The sequence below is a fragment of the Streptococcus sp. IsoGale021 genome, from assembly GCF_031142795.1.
Taxonomy (GTDB): Bacteria; Bacillota; Bacilli; order Lactobacillales; family Streptococcaceae; genus Streptococcus; species Streptococcus hominis.
In genome coordinates this window covers 124,217-141,403 of the sequence record NZ_JAKZJH010000003.1, presented here as the reverse complement: position 1 = coordinate 141,403, position 17,187 = coordinate 124,217, and the positions used below count along the sequence as shown (strand labels likewise).

The 17,187-nt window shown below is 37.8% G+C and carries 15 protein-coding genes; 11 read left to right on the top strand and 4 right to left on the bottom strand.

Annotated elements, in window-relative coordinates:
* Window positions 1-210: 210 nt before the first annotated feature.
* From RG565_RS03630 to RG565_RS03610, 5 genes are all read left to right on the top strand, one after another.
* Window positions 211-1,047: a PRD domain-containing protein gene (locus RG565_RS03630; protein WP_126407515.1), complete on the top strand. Its 837-nt coding sequence runs from the start codon at window positions 211-213 to the stop codon at window positions 1,045-1,047.
* Window positions 1,048-1,057: 10 nt separating this feature from the next.
* A complete protein-coding gene (gene lacG, locus RG565_RS03625) occupies window positions 1,058-2,458 on the top strand; it encodes a 6-phospho-beta-galactosidase (protein ID WP_247936962.1) in 1,401 nt (466 codons plus the stop codon).
* A 13-nt stretch (window positions 2,459-2,471) separates the two neighbouring features.
* Window positions 2,472-2,795: a PTS lactose/cellobiose transporter subunit IIA gene (locus tag RG565_RS03620; protein ID WP_003030041.1), complete on the top strand. Its 324-nt coding sequence runs from the start codon at window positions 2,472-2,474 to the stop codon at window positions 2,793-2,795.
* A gap of 4 nt (window positions 2,796-2,799) precedes the next feature.
* Window positions 2,800-4,455 (top strand): PTS lactose transporter subunit IIBC, encoded by a 1,656-nt coding sequence (locus tag RG565_RS03615; protein ID WP_003041218.1) that lies wholly within the window; start codon window positions 2,800-2,802, stop codon window positions 4,453-4,455.
* Window positions 4,456-4,567: 112 nt separating this feature from the next.
* A complete protein-coding gene (locus RG565_RS03610) occupies window positions 4,568-6,796 on the top strand; it encodes a glycosyl hydrolase 53 family protein (RefSeq protein WP_247936963.1) in 2,229 nt (742 codons plus the stop codon).
* Between the two features lie 33 nt (window positions 6,797-6,829).
* Here the strand turns inward: RG565_RS03610 and RG565_RS03605 are convergent, their stop codons facing one another.
* The 3 genes from RG565_RS03605 to RG565_RS03595 all read right to left on the bottom strand — a co-directional run bounded on the left by RG565_RS03605 (window position 6,830) and on the right by RG565_RS03595 (window position 10,283).
* Window positions 6,830-7,087: a GIY-YIG nuclease family protein gene (locus RG565_RS03605; RefSeq protein ID WP_003030037.1), complete on the bottom strand. Its 258-nt coding sequence runs from the start codon at window positions 7,085-7,087 to the stop codon at window positions 6,830-6,832.
* A complete protein-coding gene (locus tag RG565_RS03600; RefSeq protein ID WP_195323202.1) occupies window positions 7,077-7,823 on the bottom strand; it encodes a tRNA1(Val) (adenine(37)-N6)-methyltransferase in 747 nt (248 codons plus the stop codon). Before RG565_RS03600 ends, RG565_RS03605 begins: the two co-directional genes overlap by 11 nt.
* Before the next feature lie 105 nt (window positions 7,824-7,928).
* The gene (locus tag RG565_RS03595) at window positions 7,929-10,283 is read right to left on the bottom strand and encodes a cation-translocating P-type ATPase (RefSeq protein ID WP_195323203.1); all 2,355 of its coding nucleotides are present in this window, start codon (window positions 10,281-10,283) and stop codon (window positions 7,929-7,931) included.
* A 119-nt stretch (window positions 10,284-10,402) separates the two neighbouring features.
* Here RG565_RS03595 and RG565_RS03590 point away from each other — a divergent pair, with 119 nt between their 5' ends.
* The 6 genes from RG565_RS03590 to RG565_RS03565 all read left to right on the top strand — a co-directional run bounded on the left by RG565_RS03590 (window position 10,403) and on the right by RG565_RS03565 (window position 16,069).
* On the top strand, window positions 10,403-11,143 hold the full coding sequence (locus tag RG565_RS03590; RefSeq protein WP_195323204.1) for a 1-acyl-sn-glycerol-3-phosphate acyltransferase: 741 nt from the start codon (window positions 10,403-10,405) through the stop codon (window positions 11,141-11,143).
* A gap of 47 nt (window positions 11,144-11,190) precedes the next feature.
* Window positions 11,191-11,832 (top strand): DJ-1/PfpI family protein, encoded by a 642-nt coding sequence (locus tag RG565_RS03585; RefSeq protein WP_106082628.1) that lies wholly within the window; start codon window positions 11,191-11,193, stop codon window positions 11,830-11,832.
* 193 nt (window positions 11,833-12,025) lie between these two features.
* Window positions 12,026-14,107 (top strand): C69 family dipeptidase, encoded by a 2,082-nt coding sequence (locus RG565_RS03580; RefSeq protein WP_247936964.1) that lies wholly within the window; start codon window positions 12,026-12,028, stop codon window positions 14,105-14,107.
* Between the two features lie 189 nt (window positions 14,108-14,296).
* Window positions 14,297-14,524 (top strand): helix-turn-helix transcriptional regulator, encoded by a 228-nt coding sequence (locus RG565_RS03575; protein ID WP_037607910.1) that lies wholly within the window; start codon window positions 14,297-14,299, stop codon window positions 14,522-14,524.
* Window positions 14,502-15,215 carry a DUF3169 family protein gene (locus RG565_RS03570; protein ID WP_224785079.1) on the top strand — a complete coding sequence of 238 codons (714 nt, stop codon included), beginning with the start codon at window positions 14,502-14,504 and terminating at the stop codon, window positions 15,213-15,215. The genes RG565_RS03575 and RG565_RS03570 overlap by 23 nt, the downstream gene beginning before the upstream one ends.
* A 152-nt stretch (window positions 15,216-15,367) precedes the next feature.
* A complete protein-coding gene (locus RG565_RS03565; protein WP_247936965.1) occupies window positions 15,368-16,069 on the top strand; it encodes a CPBP family intramembrane glutamic endopeptidase in 702 nt (233 codons plus the stop codon).
* 114 nt (window positions 16,070-16,183) lie between these two features.
* Here RG565_RS03565 and nrdF read toward each other — a convergent pair whose 3' ends face one another.
* The gene (nrdF, locus tag RG565_RS03560; protein WP_106082631.1) at window positions 16,184-17,143 is read right to left on the bottom strand and encodes a class 1b ribonucleoside-diphosphate reductase subunit beta; all 960 of its coding nucleotides are present in this window, start codon (window positions 17,141-17,143) and stop codon (window positions 16,184-16,186) included.
* Window positions 17,144-17,187: the final 44 nt, after the last annotated feature.

Below are 17,187 nucleotides of genomic sequence, written 5' to 3'. Positions count from 1 at the left end.
ATTATCCATTTTGTATAAATTTTTAAAAAATAAAGCAAGAAAGGGTTTACAAAAGTTTGAAAATGTGTTAAACTCTATTCATAAAGTTAAATAAAACATGGATTGTGACTAATGAATTAGGCGAGACCATAAATGACCCAAGTAAAAAATCTTGGTTTGTTTATGGTTTTTTTATGTTTTACAAAAAGATTGTTAGGAAGGAGGACATGAATGTTTCGAATTGTCCAGCCACTAAATAATAATGTTGCGGTGGTCAAAAATGAAAGTGGTGAACAGGCTGTTGTCATGGGGCTCGGTATCATTTTTAAAAAGAAAAAAGGGGATTTGTTGGCAGAAGAACGAGTAGAAAAAGTCTTTCAACTGAAAAGTGAAGAATCGCGCGAAAACTTTTCTGCTTTGTTAAAAGATGTTCCCTTGGACTTTATCACGACTAGTTATGAAATTATTGATTATGGTATTCAACAGTTCCAATTTCCAGTTCAAGAGTACATCTATGTAACTTTGACAGATCATATTTATTGTAGTTATCAAGCGCTGCAAAGAAATACTTATAAAAGTAATCACTTGCCGGATATGTCGGAGCAATATCCGACGGAGTACAAAATTGCTGAGCACGCTTTGGTGATTTTAAAAGAAAAATTGGATGTGGATTTTCCAAAAGATGAGATTGGGCGGTTGGCCTTACAGTTTATCAATGCGAAAGGCGAAGATGTCGTGATTAGTAAAGATGAACAAACACTGACCCGACAAATGATTGCTTTGGTGCAAGAGGAACTTTTAAAACATGGTATTAAGCGGACAAAAAAGAATAGTAATTTTTACGACCGTTTGATGATTCATTTGACATACTTTATTGAGCGTTTGGATCAGGATGACAGTGATTTAAAAGCCTCCATGAAGAATTTAGAAGAACATATCAAAAAGGATTATCCAGAAGCCTATCAAATTGGCGAAGATATTTATGAAGTCATTCGTCAGCATTTGGGTGGAGGACTTCATCCAAATGAAAAGGTATATTTGGTGATTCATATTCAAAGATTATTGTAAAGGAGAAGACATGTTTCAATTACCAGAAGATTTTATTTTTGGCGGTGCAACAGCTGCTTATCAAGTAGAAGGAGCTACAAAAGAAGGTGGAAAAGGTCCGGTAGCTTGGGATGAATTTTTAGAAAAACAAGGACGTTTTTTGGCAGATCCAGCTAGTGATTTCTATCATCAATATTCAAAAGATATTGAGTTGTGTGAGAAGTTTGGCGTCAATGGCTTGCGCTTGTCTATTGCTTGGAGCCGTATTTTTCCAGAGGGATGTGGCAAGGTCAACCAAGAAGGAGTAGAGTTTTATCACCGTGTATTTGCTGAATGTGCGAAACACCATGTCCTGCCATTTGTTACACTGCATCACTTTGATACTCCGAAAGTTTTGTTTGATCAAGGTGATTTTCTCAATCGTGATACGATTGAAGCGTTTGTGGAATATGCTGAATTTTGTTTTCAAGAATTTCCAGAGGTTCATCATTGGAGCACTTTTAACGAAATTTATCCTGTTGCGACCAATCAATACTTGCTCGGTGTCTTTCCTCCGGGGATTCAGTATGATTTGAGTAAGGTGATTCAATGTCTTCACAATATGATGTATGCGCATGCGCGTGTAGTAAATCTTTTCAAGGAGAAAGGTTACCTTGGTGAAATTGGAGTGGTGCATTCTTTGGAAACAAAATACCCAGCAACAGACAGCGAAGAAGATAAGCATGCAGCTTTTCTGGATGATGCGCTTTCTATTCGTTTCTTGCTAGATGCTACTTATCTGGGGTATTATTCTGAGGAAACAATGGAAGCTCTTAATGAAATTTGCGCTGCTAACAACGCTAGTTATGAATTCCTTGAAAGCGACTTTGAAGAAATGAAAAAAGCTAGTCATCGAAATGATTATCTTGGAATCAATCATTATCAATGTCATTTTGTTAAGGCTTATCAGGGCGAATCAACTATTCATCATAATGGAACGGGTGATAAAGGCACTTCGGTTTATAAAGTGAAAGGCATTGGAGAACGGATTTATAAGGAAGGGATTGAACGAACAGACTGGGATTGGATTATTTACCCAGAAGGTTTGTATGACCTTTTATTGAGAATTAAAAAAGACTACCCACATTATCAAAAGATTTATATCACTGAAAATGGAATGGGCTATAAAGACGAGTTTGACAATGGCATCATTATGGACAAGCCGCGGATTGATTATTTGAAAGTGTATTTGCAATCTTTAAGCAAAGCTATTGATGCTGGTGTTGTGGTAAAAGGATATTTTCTTTGGTCTTTAATGGATGTTTTCTCGTGGTCAAATGGCTACAATAAACGTTATGGCTTGTTTTACGTTGATTTTGAAACTCAAAAGCGTTACCCTAAGGAATCAGCTTATTGGTACAAGCATGTTAGTGAAACAAAGATTGTGATTTAAGAAGGGAGATAAGATGAATAAAAACGAATTACAAATGTTAGGATTTGAAATCGTAGCTTATTCGGGGGATGCACGTAGTTGTTTACTGAATTTGCTGAAAGAGGTTCGTCAAGGTAATTTTACAAATGTAGATGCTGCTTTAAAAGAAGCAGATGAAAATTTAAATTTAGCCCACAATTCACAAACGCAGATTTTAGCACAAGAGGCAGCTGGGGAAGATTTAGATTTAGGATTTATCTTTATTCACGGTCAAGATCATTTGATGACGACATTATTGTTAAAAGAATTGATCGTAGATTTTATTGAATTATATAAAAATCAATACAAGGAGGACTAATTCCATGAACGGAATTATCAAACAAATTGAGAAAGGAAAACCTTTCTTTGAAAAAATATCACGCAATATTTATCTTGGCGCTATTCGTGACGGCTTTTTAGCCGCCATGCCTGCCATTTTATTTTCAAGTATTTTTATCTTGCTAGCAGCAATTCCAGAAATTTTTGGATTTAAGTTGCCAAATGATGTTTCCACCTGGCTTTGGAAAGTATATGGCTATTCTATGGGGGTAGTAGCTATTCTCGTGTCCGCTACGACTGCTCGTTGTTTGTCAGAATCAATGAACCGCAATATGCCGACCAACAAGACTATCAATTCGGTTTCTGTTATGTTGGCTTCCATTGTGAGCTTCCTCCTTTTAAGTGTGGATCAAATTGAAAACGGTTTAGCCAATGGCTACATGGGAACAAAAGGGATTTTAGCGGCTTTTGTAGCAGCTTTTATCACGGTGAATGTTTATAAATTCTGTGTATTGAAAGACATTACTATTAAGATGCCAAAAGAAGTCCCTGGAACAATTTCTCAAACTTTCCGTGACGTCTTTCCATTTTCATTTGCAGTATTTGCTGCTGTTTTGATTGATACAATCGTGCGTTATTTCTTTGGGCATTCGTTTGCAGAAGCCGTTATCACACTTCTCCAACCTTTATTTACCGCAGCTGATGGCTATTTAGGAATTTCGATTATTTGGGGAGCAATGGCACTCTTCTGGTTTGTTGGTGTGCATGGTCCTTCAATTGTAGAACCAGCTATTGTCGCGATTATTTATGCAAATGTGGAAACGAATTTACAGTTGGTAAAAGCAGGTCACCATGCTTCAAACGTGTTGACAGTTGGACTTGGAAACTTTGTTGGCACAATGGGTGGTACAGGTGCAACATTGGTTGTTCCATTCCTCTTCATGCTCTTTGCAAAATCTAAGCAATTAAAAGCTGTCGGGAAAGCTTCCTTTGTTCCAGTTTGCTTTGCAGTCAATGAACCATTGTTGTTTGCAACACCGATTATTTTAAATCCTTATTTCTTTATTCCATTTTTAATCACTCCAATGATCAATGTTTGTGCTTTCAAGTTCTTTGTTGATGTGTTAGGTATGAACAGTTTTATGTATGTCCTTCCTTGGGCAACGCCAGCACCGATTGGCTTGATTTTAGGTACGGGTGCAGGAATCTTATCTATTGTCTTGATGCTGCTGTTGATTGTAGTTGATTCTCTCATCTACCTTCCATTTATTAAAGCGTACGATGATTCATTAGTAGAAGAAGAAGCGAAAAAGGCAGAAGTGATTGAGCTTGAAGAAGCAGCAGAAGCTGAAATAGACGATCAAATTCAAGCGGTTGCAGATGGCAAGCATCATAATATTTTGGTTCTATGTGCCGGTGCAGGGACAAGCGCCATGCTAGCAAATGCACTAACAGAAGGCGCAGCAGAGTTAGGCATAGACCTCAGTTCAACAGCTGGTGCTTATGGTTCGCACTACGATATTATGAAAGATTTTGACATGATTGTGCTAGCTCCACAAGTCAATTCTTACTATGAAGATATTAAGAAAGATACGGATAAATTGGGCATCAAACTTGTTGCGACAAAAGGTGCTGAATATATCAAATTGACACGTGATCCTAAAGGCGCTGTGCAATTCGTTCTTTCGCATTTTGAATAACTAGCCTTCTTATAAAATGTTCGTTTAAAAACTGATAAAACCTATTTCTTGTTTTATCAGTTTTTTAAAGCGAACACTAAAATATTAAACTAAATAGAAATAGGAAAACTGTATGAAAATAGGATTAAGATTGTCGCTTGTTTTTGCTGCTAGTCTTTGTTTGCTTGGAGGAGTCATTCCTATTAAAGCTAATGAAAATACTAAAATACGTGTTGATAAAGTAGAAAATTTATCATCTGATTTTATCATGGGGACGGATATTTCAACAGTAATTGCTCAAGAACAAAGTGGTGTAGAGTACAAAGATGAAAATGGGAATGTCAAAGATATCTTTGATATTTTGAAAGAAAATGGTGTGAATTACATTCGCGTCAGAGTATGGAATAATCCTTATGATCATAACGGACATGGTTATGGCGCTGGAAATAGCGATATAGAAAAGGCGATTGAGATTGGAAAACGAGCTACAGCACATGGTATGCGGCTACTAGTGGACTTTCATTATTCAGATTTTTGGGCTGATCCAGGACGTCAAGTTCCACCAAAAGATTGGACAAATATGAATGTGTCTGAAAAATCAGAGGCTTTATATCAATACACCAAAGCTAGTCTTGAAAAAATAAAAGCAGCTGGTGTAAATGTAGGAATGGTTCAAGTTGGTAATGAAACAACGAGTAGTGGGATAGCAGGTGAAGCAGGAGAGGAACGCTATCAGTTGTTTGCAGCAGGCGCCAAAGCAGTGCGAGAAGTGGATGCAACTATATTGATAGCTTTTCATTTTACTAACCCAGATAAAACGGAAACGATACTGAATTACGCAAAAGGTTTATTAGATCACCATATTGATTATGATGTGTTTGCTACTAGTTATTATAGTTTTTGGCATGGTAATTTAGATAATCTGACTTCAGTTTTAAAGACAGTGACCGAAAAGTATGGGAAAAAGACACTTGTAGCAGAGACTTCTTATGCCTATACATTAGAAGATGGAGATGGTCAACAAAATGTTATCCGAACACAAAATCAAATGCTGGTGGGTGGCTATCCTGCCTCTATTCAAGGGCAATCGCATGCCTTACGAGATGTCATTGATGCAGCCAATAAAGCAAGTGCATTAGGCATCTTTTATTGGGAGCCAGCTTGGATACCGGTTAGTTCCAAAGGAAAAGAAGTAAATACACCTATTTGGGAAAAATACGGTTCGGGCTGGGCTTCTAGTGCCGTCATTGGGTATGATCCAAATGTTAATCAGGAAAATTACGGTGGCTCTGAATGGGATAATCAAGCATTGTTTGATTTTACAGGAAAAGCTTTGCCGTCACTTGCGACATTTAAATATGTTTATACTGGGTTGAATACAAATCTAGAATATGATAAGAATGAAGAAACAGAGCTGCAAGAGAGTTTGTTATCCAATTCTAGCTTTGAGGAAGAAGATCTTTCAGATTATACTTTTAACGATTTTATCAAGCGTAGACAAGACACGCCTAAAACAGGCAAGTATGCCATGAATTTCTACAATGGCACAAGCGATTATACAACTGGCGTTGAAAGAAAGATAACACTTCCAGCAGGAACTTATCAATTTTCTGCTCAAATTCAAGGTGGTGATACGAATGGCTCTGAAGATATTTATGCTTTTGCTCGTGCTGAGGCAGTAAATGTTCAAAGTGAAAAAATCAAACTAGCTAGTTGGTCAAATTGGCAGACAGCTAAATTGAGCTTTACATTAACAAAAGAGACAGAGGTGACACTGGGAGTATTTGTGAAAGCAAATAAAGGTTCATGGGGAACAATTGACGATTTGCTTTTAACCAAAGAAGGAGTAGATAAGACAAAGTTGGGAACCACTCTTTCTTCGGCAAAAGAAAAATTAGCGGAAACTATGCATTATACAAAGGATTCACTTGCGAACTTAAAAGAACAAGTAGAAGAAGCACAAGTTATTTTACAAAAAGATGATGCGACACAAGCAGAGATTGATGCAGAATGTGAAGCATTACAGACTGCCATTCGAGCCCTTGTACCACTAGAAAATCAATCTTCATCTAATGTTCAGCATGAAGATAGCAAAAAAACAAATGAAAATTCTAATAGCAAAGAACAAAAAGGAGAAAACTCCCATGCTGGGTTGACAGATTCTGATTCGTCTAATAAAAATGGGAAGTTTTCTCAAACGAATAGGAACAAGGAAACTTTGCCTACTACAAGTGACAAAAAATTAACTAAAACCAAAGAATTATTACCAAGTACAGGGACTAGCATGTCATATTTAGCTGGTATCGGTGTTGTTTTTCTGAGTGTCTTTATTGCTGTCATTTCTAAGAAAAATAACCAATAAATCATTGAAAAAAGTAGAAAGACCTCCCGCTTTCTACTTTTTCTTATCTGCAATATATTCTAATTTTTGTTGTCGTGTTTTTCTTTTAAAGAGGGCTTCGGCTGACATGGCAGAAGGTTTGTCGGGAAATTCTTCTTGATACAAAAGAGTAACGGGTAATCGTGTACGCGTGTATTTGGCGCCTTTTCCAGTATTATGCGTATAAAGTCGTTTTTTGACATCGGTCGTGTACCCTGTGTAGAGAGAGCCATCGGCGCATTCCAGAACGTACATGTAGGCTTTAGTTTCCATAGTAAATCTCATGAATTTCTGGAGTGTAGCTGCCATCTTCATTATGAATGAAAAGCGGTGGCAGGATTTTTAGCCCGTCACGAGAACCATCTTTAATAGCTTCAATGAGGAGCATATTGGCTTTTCGATTTGCCTTTGGGTAAACAAATTGAATGCGTTTTGGTGCTAAATTGTGAGCAGTCATAGTGTCAACAATATCAAGGAATCGTTCAGGACGATGCACCATTGCTAAACGTCCGTTGGACTTTAAAACTCGTTGGGAGATTCGACAGATTTCTTCCAGATTGGTCGCAATTTCATGTCGTGCAAGCAGATAGTGTCGGCTTGCGTTGAGATTAGAATGTTCATCTACTTTAAAATAAGGCGGATTGCATAAAATCATGTCCACTTTACTACCGTCAATATAGTGGGTGAGATATTTCAAATCATCCTGAATGACCTGCATTTGGTGGGTTAGACCATTTAGCTCAATAGAGCGCTCTGCCATATCTGCCAGTCTCTCTTGAATTTCAACCGCTATGATTTGAGCCTTGGTTCGGGTGCTTGCAAAAAGTCCAACAGCACCATTTCCAGCACAAAGATCCACGATAAGACCGCGCTTAGGTAAGTTTGGGAAACGGGAGAGGAGTACACTATCTACTGAGTAGCTAAAGACCTCTCGATTTTGAATAATTTTGACGTCAGTAGAAAAGAGCTGATTGACTCGCTCACCGTCTTTTAAAAGAATTTCTGCCATATACCCTTATTATATCATGATGTAGAGGAAAAGAAGTAACAAAAATAAGCAGTAAGACAAAAATGTACGGTTTTTCTTACTGCCTGTAGGTATTATTCTTAAGATTTATAAACTTTGCTCCCGTTTGTTCTGTATGTGTGTCACGACAATAAAAGTAATTGTAAAGAGAATCATCAGAATAATGTAGATAGGGAAGCTATTGCTGGTTAGAGTAGCGATTTCAATGTATTTTTGTAGAAGAATGGCTGTTCCAAAGAAGCCTACGAGGGACCAGAGGATCAGCAGAATCCGCCAGAGATTAAGTGGCAGGCAGGCACGAACAACAGATAGAAAGCCGATAGAGCCTAATAAATAATAAAGTAAAGTTGAGATTTCCACTTGTGACCAGCCATGCAGTCCACCAAAAATATTGACAAATAAAACGCTAAAGACGACCATTAGCCCGCTAGGTAGTGCCTTGAAAATTGCTTTTTTAAGGAAATCTTGTTCAACAGGTTTGATATTTCGCTCAAAGGTGAGGACAAAGGGCGGCAAACCTTCAACAAATTGGTCAATCAAGGTGATTTGAATGGGGATAAATGGAAAGACTAAGAGCCATTCTGCTCGTCCCAACAGAATACTAGAAATACAAATGATTGTCAAAATGAACGAATAGGTTGTTTTAATGAGGAAAATCGGTGCAATGCGGGCGATGTTATTAACGACGCGGCGTCCTTCAAAGAGAATTTCAGGAACATCGTTAAAGTCAGAATTGAGCAAAACGAGATTGGCAACTTGTCGTGTTGCAGGATCCCCTTCAGCCATAGCAATGGAGCAGTCTGCTTCACGCAAGGCCAGAATATCATTGACCCCGTCACCGGTCATAGCTGTGGTATGCCCTGCTTTTTTCAGGGTTTGAATGATAAGTTTCTTTTGATGAGGAGAAACGCGGCCAAAGATAGCAGTCGTTTCTATCAGCTCAATCAACTCTTGATCTGTTACTTTTGAGCAATCAACATAACTTTGGTAGTTTGCAAAACCTGCCTTTGCAGCAATATTTGATACAGTAATCGGATTGTCACCTGATATGATTTTTAAGCCAACTTCTTGTGAGCGTAAATATTCCAAGGTATCAGCTGCCCCGTCACGAATCGGATCTGTAATTTCTAAAATAGCAATAGGTTGAACATTATTAGGTAAGTGAATGTGTTTATGGTCAATGCGTTCAGGACTAATGGCTAAAGCGAGTACGCGCGAACCTCGCTGTTGGGCTGCTTGGGCAATCTCAATCTCTTTGTTAAAGAGCATTTCAGGCGCACCGAGAAAGACAGTACCTAAGTCCGACATTTCCATAGCTCCCCATTTACGGTCACTAGAAAATGGAATAGCGTTACTCGTTTGGTAATTAGAAGAACTTGTAAATTGTTTGCGGATTGCTTGGGCGGTCGGATTGTTGTCATCGCTTGCAGCGATATAAGCGCTAAGAATTTCAGAGATTGCTTGTTCTGATAAATCTTCTGTGAGCGGGCTGACTGTTTCGACGTGCATTTTTCCTTGTGTAATGGTGCCTGTCTTATCAAGACAGAGCATATCAACACGAGCCAACGTTTCAACGGAGTACATTTCCTGTACGAGGACTTTTCGCAAGCCCAGCTTGATGACTGCTGTTAAAAGCGAGGTAATTGTTAAAAGTGCAATTCCTTTTGGCAACATTCCCAGAAGAGCTGTCGAAGTATTGACAACCGAATCTTTGACAGGCAAGTGTTTTACCAAAAGTGCTTCTAGAAAGAGTGCAATTCCAAAAGGAATAATGATTTTCCCTGTGAAACCTGCAATTCTGTCCATGGATTTCATGATGCGAGAATTGATTGGTTTAACGGTTTTAGCCTCTAGCATGAGCTTAGAGGCATAATTGTCAGCTCCGACATGAGTAATTTCAGCTATTACATGACCACTGACAAGAAAACTTCCTGAGAGCAGTTGATCCCCAATCTCCTTTTGGACGAGGTCACTTTCTCCTGTCAGCATAGCTTCGTTTACTTCTGCAAAACCGTCTAAAACAGTTGCATCGCTTGGAATTTGCTCACCTGCGTTCAAACGAATCACATCACCTAGAACCAATTCTTCTGGATTAATAGATGTGGTTTGCCCATTACGGATAACACTAATCTTTTCTTTATTTAAGAGACTGAGCTTATCAACCATGTGCTTGGCGCGCAATTCGGTGACAATTCCAGAAAAAGCATTAAAGCAGATAACAGCGAAGAAAACTAAGTTGCTCCATGCTTGAACAGAAACGAGAGCGACAGCGATTGCAAAATTTAACGCATTAAATAGCGTAAAAACATTACGCTTGATGATTTGCCAAGTGCTGATACTTGTATTGACTGTAAAATCATTGGTGAGTCCTTGTGAAATTTTTTCTTGGACTTGCTGGTGGGTTAATCCCGTAAATTCTTTCATGTTCATGAGGATAATCATACCATTTTTTTAGTAAAATTTCTAATAGAATCCATTCAGCTGTAACAGTTTTAAAGCAAAAAAAGTTTGCGAGTGGGCATTGGATAAGGTATAATGAAAAGGATAAGAAGGGAGAGCCTATGTTTTATAGATATTTAAGAAGATTGGTGATGTTGATTTTATGGGCTTTAAATGGTAATGCTCACTACCACCATTTAGAGAACATTCCAGACCAAGAGGAAAATTATATTTTAGTGGCTCCACACCGTACTTGGTGGGATCCTGTTTACATGGCTTTTGCAACAAGGCCCAAGCAATTTATCTTTATGGCAAAGAAAGAACTGTTCACAAATCGCGTTTTCGGCTGGTGGATTCGCATGTGTGGCGCATTTCCAATTGACCGTGAAAATCCAGGAGCATCTGCTATTAAATACCCTGTCAAGATGTTGAAATCAAGCAATCGGTCTTTGATTATGTTTCCAAGTGGAAGCCGACATTCGACAGATGTGAAAGGTGGCGTTGCACTGATTGCTAAAATGGCAAAGGTGCGCATTCTTCCAGTTGTTTATGTAGGACCGATGAGTCTGAAAGGTTTAGCAAAAGGCGAACGTGTAGACATGGATTTTGGACAACCTATTGATATTTTAGATATCAAAAAAATGAATGATGAAGGCGTGGAAGAAGTCGCACATCGTATTCAGACAGAATTTAATCGCTTAGATGCCGAAGTAACTGCACTTCAAGTGAAAAAAAATCCAAATATATTATTGCTACTCCCCCGTTTGATCGCTCTGTTACTGTCAATTGTTGTTGGCTTACTAACATTTGCTTTCAGTTTCATCGCAAGTTTCGTTTGGGATCCTGACAAACATAGGAAATAAAAATCTTGTAAAAGAAGCATGTCTCACCTTTTCTAGAAGGAGCATCTATGAAAATAGCAATTTTGCTGTATCCAGCATGTTCATTGCAGGAAATCACAACTTTGACATCAACACTTTGTCTTTCTTTTGGACAATCTTTGGATTATCTTGCTTCAGAAAAGAAAGTCTATACGAGTGAAGAAGGATTGCAAGTTATTCCAGATTTTACTTTTGCAGAAGTACAAAATGTAAAGTATGATTGTATCATATTGCCAGGCACACTAGAGCCATTTGTTAGCCTTTATGATTCCAGACTAATCTCTTTTTTGGAGAGGGTAGACACAAAGCGGACGATAGTAGCGGCTATTTCCTCATCTCCTATGTTTTTAGGAAAAGCTGGTTTGTTGAGAAGCCGGTATTACACAGGTGGTCTGTATATGGAGTTGGTAGAGTATTTTTCTTTTTTGGAAAAAGAAAATTTTCTCCATCAGCCTGTTGTAAAAGATAAGAATGTTATTACAGCCATTGGATTTGCTTATGTAGAATTTTCTCAGACCGTTTTGGATGCTTTAGGATTAGAAGTGCCGAGCGATTTCTTTTTGAGAAAAAATTCTTACACTCCCGAAGAGTTAACGTATCATTTAGAGACAACTGATTATCAAGAAATACTGCAAGAAATTTTACGATATGAACAAAAATTCCAGAAATGATTTTCTGGTTTTTTTACTATGAATTTTGAGATAAAAAGAACCTAAACACACAAAACATACATGAAAGCGCTTGCTAAAATAGACTTAAAATAGTATACTAAATTTAAGGTATACGGTTTAAAAAAGGTGATAAGAGTGATGCTCACTCTTAAAAGTTGATGTATTCAACATGCAATCATAAAAGGAGAAATATATGAAAAAATTGATTTTTCGCTTAACAATTCTGTTATCTGCTCTTATGCTCTTTCCTTTTCAAGCAGTAGAAGCCTGTACAGGTTTCATTGTCGGGAAGAACTTGACGGCAGACGGCTCGACTTTGTATGGTCGTACAGAGGATTTGGAGCCTAATCATAACAAAGTCTTTAAGGTTCATCCAGCCAAAGAGAACAAGGCAGGAGAAAAGCTGATTGATGAAGCCAATGGCTTTGAATGGCAATTACCCGCACATAGCTATAAATATACTTCTGTTTCGGATGTTACACCAAAAGAAGGTATTTTTGATGAAGTAGGCTTCAATGAGCATGGAGTTTCCATTTCTGCTACAGTGTCAGCTAAGGCGAATAAAGCTATCCAGAAAGTTGATCCTTATGTGGAAAAAGGTCTGGCAGAATCTATCATGACAACGGTTGTTTTGCCGCATGTAAAAACGGCTCGTGAAGGTGTGGAGCTCATCGCAGAAATTGTCAGAAAGCAAGGAGCTGCTGAAGGAAACATTGTGACAATTGCAGATAAGACAGGTGTCTGGTACATGGAAATCTTGTCTGGTCATCAATATGTTGCCATTAAATATCCAGACGACAAATACAGTATTTTCCCTAATACCTTCTTCTTAGGAAGTGTTGATTTTAATGATAAGGAAAATGTTATTGCCTCAGAAAATGTGGAAAAAGTAGCGCGTGATGCTAATTCTTATAAGGAAATCGATGGTAAATTCCATATTTCCCAATCTTACAATCCGCCAATGGCAGAAGCTGATCGTTCACGGGCTTGGGCTGGTATTAAGGCTTTGAACCCAGACGCACCAGTCAATTATGATGATAAATATTTTGATTTGTTGCAATCTAGCAATAAAAAAATCAGCGTTGCAGATGTGATGCGGATGCAGCGGAACCGTTTTGAAGGAACGCCATTTAAGCCCCTTGATCAAATGGAATTGGACGGGAAAGGCATTCCTCAACGTGGAAAAGTAGATCCAGTCTACAAATATCCTCTTGGCAATCCAAATGTAATGGAAGCCCATATCTTCCAATTGAAAGATAATATCCCTGCCAGCATGGGTGGTGGCACAATGTGGCTTTCTGTTGGTAGTCCTCGATTTGCACCATACTTGCCATACTATGGAAATATCAACAATACTTATGCTGCTTATCAAGTTGATACAACGAAGTACGACAAAAATTCTTGGTACTGGGTTGCGTCACACATTTACGATATGGCAGCCAAACATCAAAAATTATTTGGCAATAGCATTCAAGAAAAATGGAAAGCTTTGGAAGCACGATTGATTGAAGAACAAGCCAAATTAGATGAACAATACGCAGCTGCAGGTGGAGCTTCGTCAGAAGAAGTGACTGCGTCTAGTATGGCGCGTGCAGAGGAAGTCTTTAAAGAAATGAAAGCTCTAGAAGCTGAAATGGAAGAAAAGATTAAAAATGAGCAAACGCCACCAAGCTCTAGCTCAGAACCATCTTCAAGTACAAGTGAGTCATCTTCAACTTCGTCTACATCTCAATCTTCGTCAAATACAAACGAAACTTCTACATCTAGTTCATCAGATACTGAAAAACCTAAACCAAGCGAAACTTCTGATACCTTAGTGGATACAGCCACAGGGGTTCGCTTGCAAAATGCAGATTTGGTGAAAGCTAATCTCAAATTAGCAGTTAAAAAGACGATTGAAGAAAACGCAGATAGCTATGACATTACCTTGACCAATCCAAAAGGCGAAGCAGTGTCACAAGTCAGTTCAACAGTAGTGACAGTACCAGTGAAGCAAGGTGCTACGGTGGATTCTGTTTATGCTATGAAAGACGGCAAGCAAGCGGAAAAATTTGATTTTGTTCTCAACAAAGATCAAACGATTAGCTTTAAAACAACACACTTCTCTACTTACAAAGTAAATTACAAAGTTGTCAAAGAAACGCCAAAACAAAATAAACGTGGCTTCCTTCCGTCAACTGGTGAAAAAGTAACCTTCCTTGGTTTAGTAGGAATTGTCATTTTAGGAGTTGTCATCTTCATCTTAGCAAAACGTTCAAAAAAGAATAGTGACTAGTTGAAGCAAGAAAATCAACATCATGTTGAAGAATTCCCTCAAAGTTGGATACAAAACTAACTTTGGGGGATTTTTATATGAATTGAATAAATTTCTACATTAAATTGACAATGATAATATTATTTTTGACAATAATAGTTGACAAAGTGACACGAATGAGTTACAATAGAGATGAAAGGAGAGGAGCATATGAAGCTGGAAAATCGATTAAAAGAACTTCGAGCGCGAGATAGGTTGAATCAAACAGAGTTGGCTAAAAAAGCAGGAGTTTCTCGACAAACCGTCAGTTTGATTGAGCGGGGAGAGTATGCTCCGTCTGTCATCATTGCCTTGAAGATTGCACATATTTTTGGAGAAAACGTAGAAAATGTATTTTATCTAAAGGAGAATAGCGATGAAAAAATGGATGAAAATTAGTGGTTTACTAGTAGTGAGTGTTTTGCTAGGAATTTTTGTAGCAAGTAGTTGGCTCGGAAATTTCCATTTTCCAATCTTTTTAAATAGCATACTTTGGGGTTGGATTATTCGTGTGCTCAATCTGCTTTTATTCTGCATGACGATTTATTTACTACAGTCTAGTCGAACAATTCAAAAGCAGTCAACAAATGGAGATGAATTAAATGAACAACTTTATCAGAAGATGTTCAAAAATCTGGAATATGGTACTATTTTATTAGACGTTGTGACAATCTTGACGATTTTTGATATACTAACATCATTTAATGTATTCATTACTAAAAATAGTGTTTTGATTACAGGCAGTTTATTTCCTTATGTAGCACTTACTTTTATTCTATATGGACAATATTGTCTCCAAAAGACAATTGAGCAGGTTCGGCATTTTAAATTGCCAATCGTTACATTTCCTGAAGATGTTTTAGCCTTGATGAAGACCTATGATGAAGCAGAAAGAGAAGCACATTATGAGCAGAGCTTTAAGATTCTTTTTCAGTTAAATCAGTTCATTTTGCCAGCGTTTTACATCCTCCTGTTCACTATTTCGCTTCTGTTACGTGAAGTTCAATACCTTCCTATTGCAATCGTGGTCTTTATCCACCTTTACATCAATGTAGTAAATATTTCTATGATAAAGAAATACTTTAAATAAGGCTGGTCAAAAAGTATCTCTGCCTCTATCTCATTTAGTGATAAGTGAATGACATGGTAGGTGATTGAGAGTGGGACTACGAACTTAAATTTTTCAAGATAAGTTCTGTCCCAATCTTATGAAATATAACTAGTTATACGAGGAGAATTTTAATGAAAAAAATAGCCCATATTGGACTTGGAATTGTAAAATTATTGGGACTAATTGTGTTAGTCATGGCTATCAATGGCATTCCTATGTTGTTTCTAGCTAGAGGGCAAGATTTGCCCGTGTATATAGAAATTTTACTGGTTTTAGCCTACCTTGTGCTCGTGTTTTTTGCTATCCGCACTTTATGGAGGAGATACCAGACACATGTCTCAGAGGATATCAAAGTCCTGTCATTTTCTTGGGGAGATTTTGGGAAAGCATTGTTGTTCTTTTTAGCGGCAAGAGTAGTAGCGGTTTTAGGAACTTATCTAAACATCTTTTTAACAGGGCAAAGTACGACCAGTAACGATAGTGCTTTACAAAATCTAGGAAAAATTATGTCTGTTAATCATATCTTTTTTGCTCTGTTATATGTAGTAACTGTTGCAATAATAGCTCCGGTGATTGAAGAATTAGTATTCCGTGGTTTTGCGACAATCTTTTTCTTTGAGAAAGATCAAAAAATATCAGCAGCCATCATAACATCTATCATTTTTGCACTTCCTCATATCTCAAAATGGACAGAGTTTCCACTTTATTTTGCCATGGGATTAGTCCTTTATGCTGCCTTTGCACGTCGAGGAAATCTGAAAGATTCAATAGCTGTGCATATTTTAAACAACACACCAGCAGCTCTCGTTATGCTGTTTGCGATGTTTCGATAGCGATGTAAAAATAGTACAATCATTTACAATAATATAATAAAAACACGAACGATTTTAGTTTCAGCTACTTGCTAGTCTTGCTTCATTCGTGTTTTTGTGTTATCAGATGTTATTTTATAACCCGTAATTGTAATCATCATCTTGCATGGCTTCAACTTCACCAAGAAGATAACCGTTTCCGACTTGAGAAAAGAAGTCGTGGTTAGAAGTTCCGGTTGAAATACCATTCATGACAATCGGATTGACGTCATCAGCTGTGTCAGGGAAAAGTGGGTCTTGACCAAGATTCATGAGAGCTTTATTAGCATTATAACGAAGGAAAGTTTTGACTTCTTCTGTCCAGCCGACACCGTCATATAAGGTTTCTGTGTAGCCTTCCTCATTTTCATAGAGGGTGTAGAGCAGGTCGTACATCCACTCTCGGAATGTTTCTTGCTCTTCTTCTGGTAATTCGTTAAAGCCTAATTGGAATTTATAGCCAATATACGTTCCGTGGACAGATTCATCGCGGATAATCAATTTGATGATTTCAGCTACATTGGCTAATTTGTTATTTCCAAGATAGTAGAGCGGAGTAAAGAAACCAGAGTAGAAGAGGAAGGTTTCTAGAAAGACACTGGCAACCTTCTTCTCAAGAGCATTTCCATTGAGGTAAATCTCGTTGATAATTTCTGCTTTCTTTTGCAAATAAGGATTTGTATTGGTCCATTCAAAAATTTCGTCAATTTCTGATTTCGTGTTAAGGGTTGAGAAAATAGATGAATACGACTTAGCGTGAACAGACTCCATGAATTGGATGTTATTTAACACAGCCTCTTCATGAGGTGTGCGAATATCTCCTCGGATAGCTTCGACACCTGATTGGGATTGCATCGTATCCAATAATGTTAATCCGCCGAAGACCTTACCAACAAGGTCTTTTTCTTCAGGTGATAATTTTCTCCAGTCGTCCAAATCGTTGGAGAGGGGGACTCGTGTATCGAGCCAGAACTGCTCGGTCAGTTTTTCCCAAGTAGATTTGTCAATGACATCTTCAATGGCATTCCAGTTTATGGCTTTATAATAGGTTTTCATGTTGATTACTTTCTTTTATTCCAGTTGATTCTTATTGTTTACAG

Coding starts and splice junctions, on each gene's coding strand:
- RG565_RS03580 (WP_247936964.1), top strand. CDS start 12,026: ATGAAAAAATTGATTTTTCGCTTAACAATTCTGTTATCTGCTCTTATG.
- RG565_RS03600 (WP_195323202.1), bottom strand. CDS start 7,823: ATGGCAGAAATTCTTTTAAAAGACGGTGAGCGAGTCAATCAGCTCTTT.
- RG565_RS03620 (WP_003030041.1), top strand. CDS start 2,472: ATGAATAAAAACGAATTACAAATGTTAGGATTTGAAATCGTAGCTTAT.
- RG565_RS03590 (WP_195323204.1), top strand. CDS start 10,403: ATGTTTTATAGATATTTAAGAAGATTGGTGATGTTGATTTTATGGGCT.
- RG565_RS03610 (WP_247936963.1), top strand. CDS start 4,568: ATGAAAATAGGATTAAGATTGTCGCTTGTTTTTGCTGCTAGTCTTTGT.
- RG565_RS03565 (WP_247936965.1), top strand. CDS start 15,368: ATGAAAAAAATAGCCCATATTGGACTTGGAATTGTAAAATTATTGGGA.
- RG565_RS03630 (WP_126407515.1), top strand. CDS start 211: ATGTTTCGAATTGTCCAGCCACTAAATAATAATGTTGCGGTGGTCAAA.
- lacG (WP_247936962.1), top strand. CDS start 1,058: ATGTTTCAATTACCAGAAGATTTTATTTTTGGCGGTGCAACAGCTGCT.
- RG565_RS03605 (WP_003030037.1), bottom strand. CDS start 7,087: ATGGAAACTAAAGCCTACATGTACGTTCTGGAATGCGCCGATGGCTCT.
- RG565_RS03615 (WP_003041218.1), top strand. CDS start 2,800: ATGAACGGAATTATCAAACAAATTGAGAAAGGAAAACCTTTCTTTGAA.
- RG565_RS03570 (WP_224785079.1), top strand. CDS start 14,502: ATGAAAAAATGGATGAAAATTAGTGGTTTACTAGTAGTGAGTGTTTTG.
- RG565_RS03575 (WP_037607910.1), top strand. CDS start 14,297: ATGAAGCTGGAAAATCGATTAAAAGAACTTCGAGCGCGAGATAGGTTG.
- RG565_RS03595 (WP_195323203.1), bottom strand. CDS start 10,283: ATGATTATCCTCATGAACATGAAAGAATTTACGGGATTAACCCACCAG.
- RG565_RS03585 (WP_106082628.1), top strand. CDS start 11,191: ATGAAAATAGCAATTTTGCTGTATCCAGCATGTTCATTGCAGGAAATC.
- nrdF (WP_106082631.1), bottom strand. CDS start 17,143: ATGAAAACCTATTATAAAGCCATAAACTGGAATGCCATTGAAGATGTC.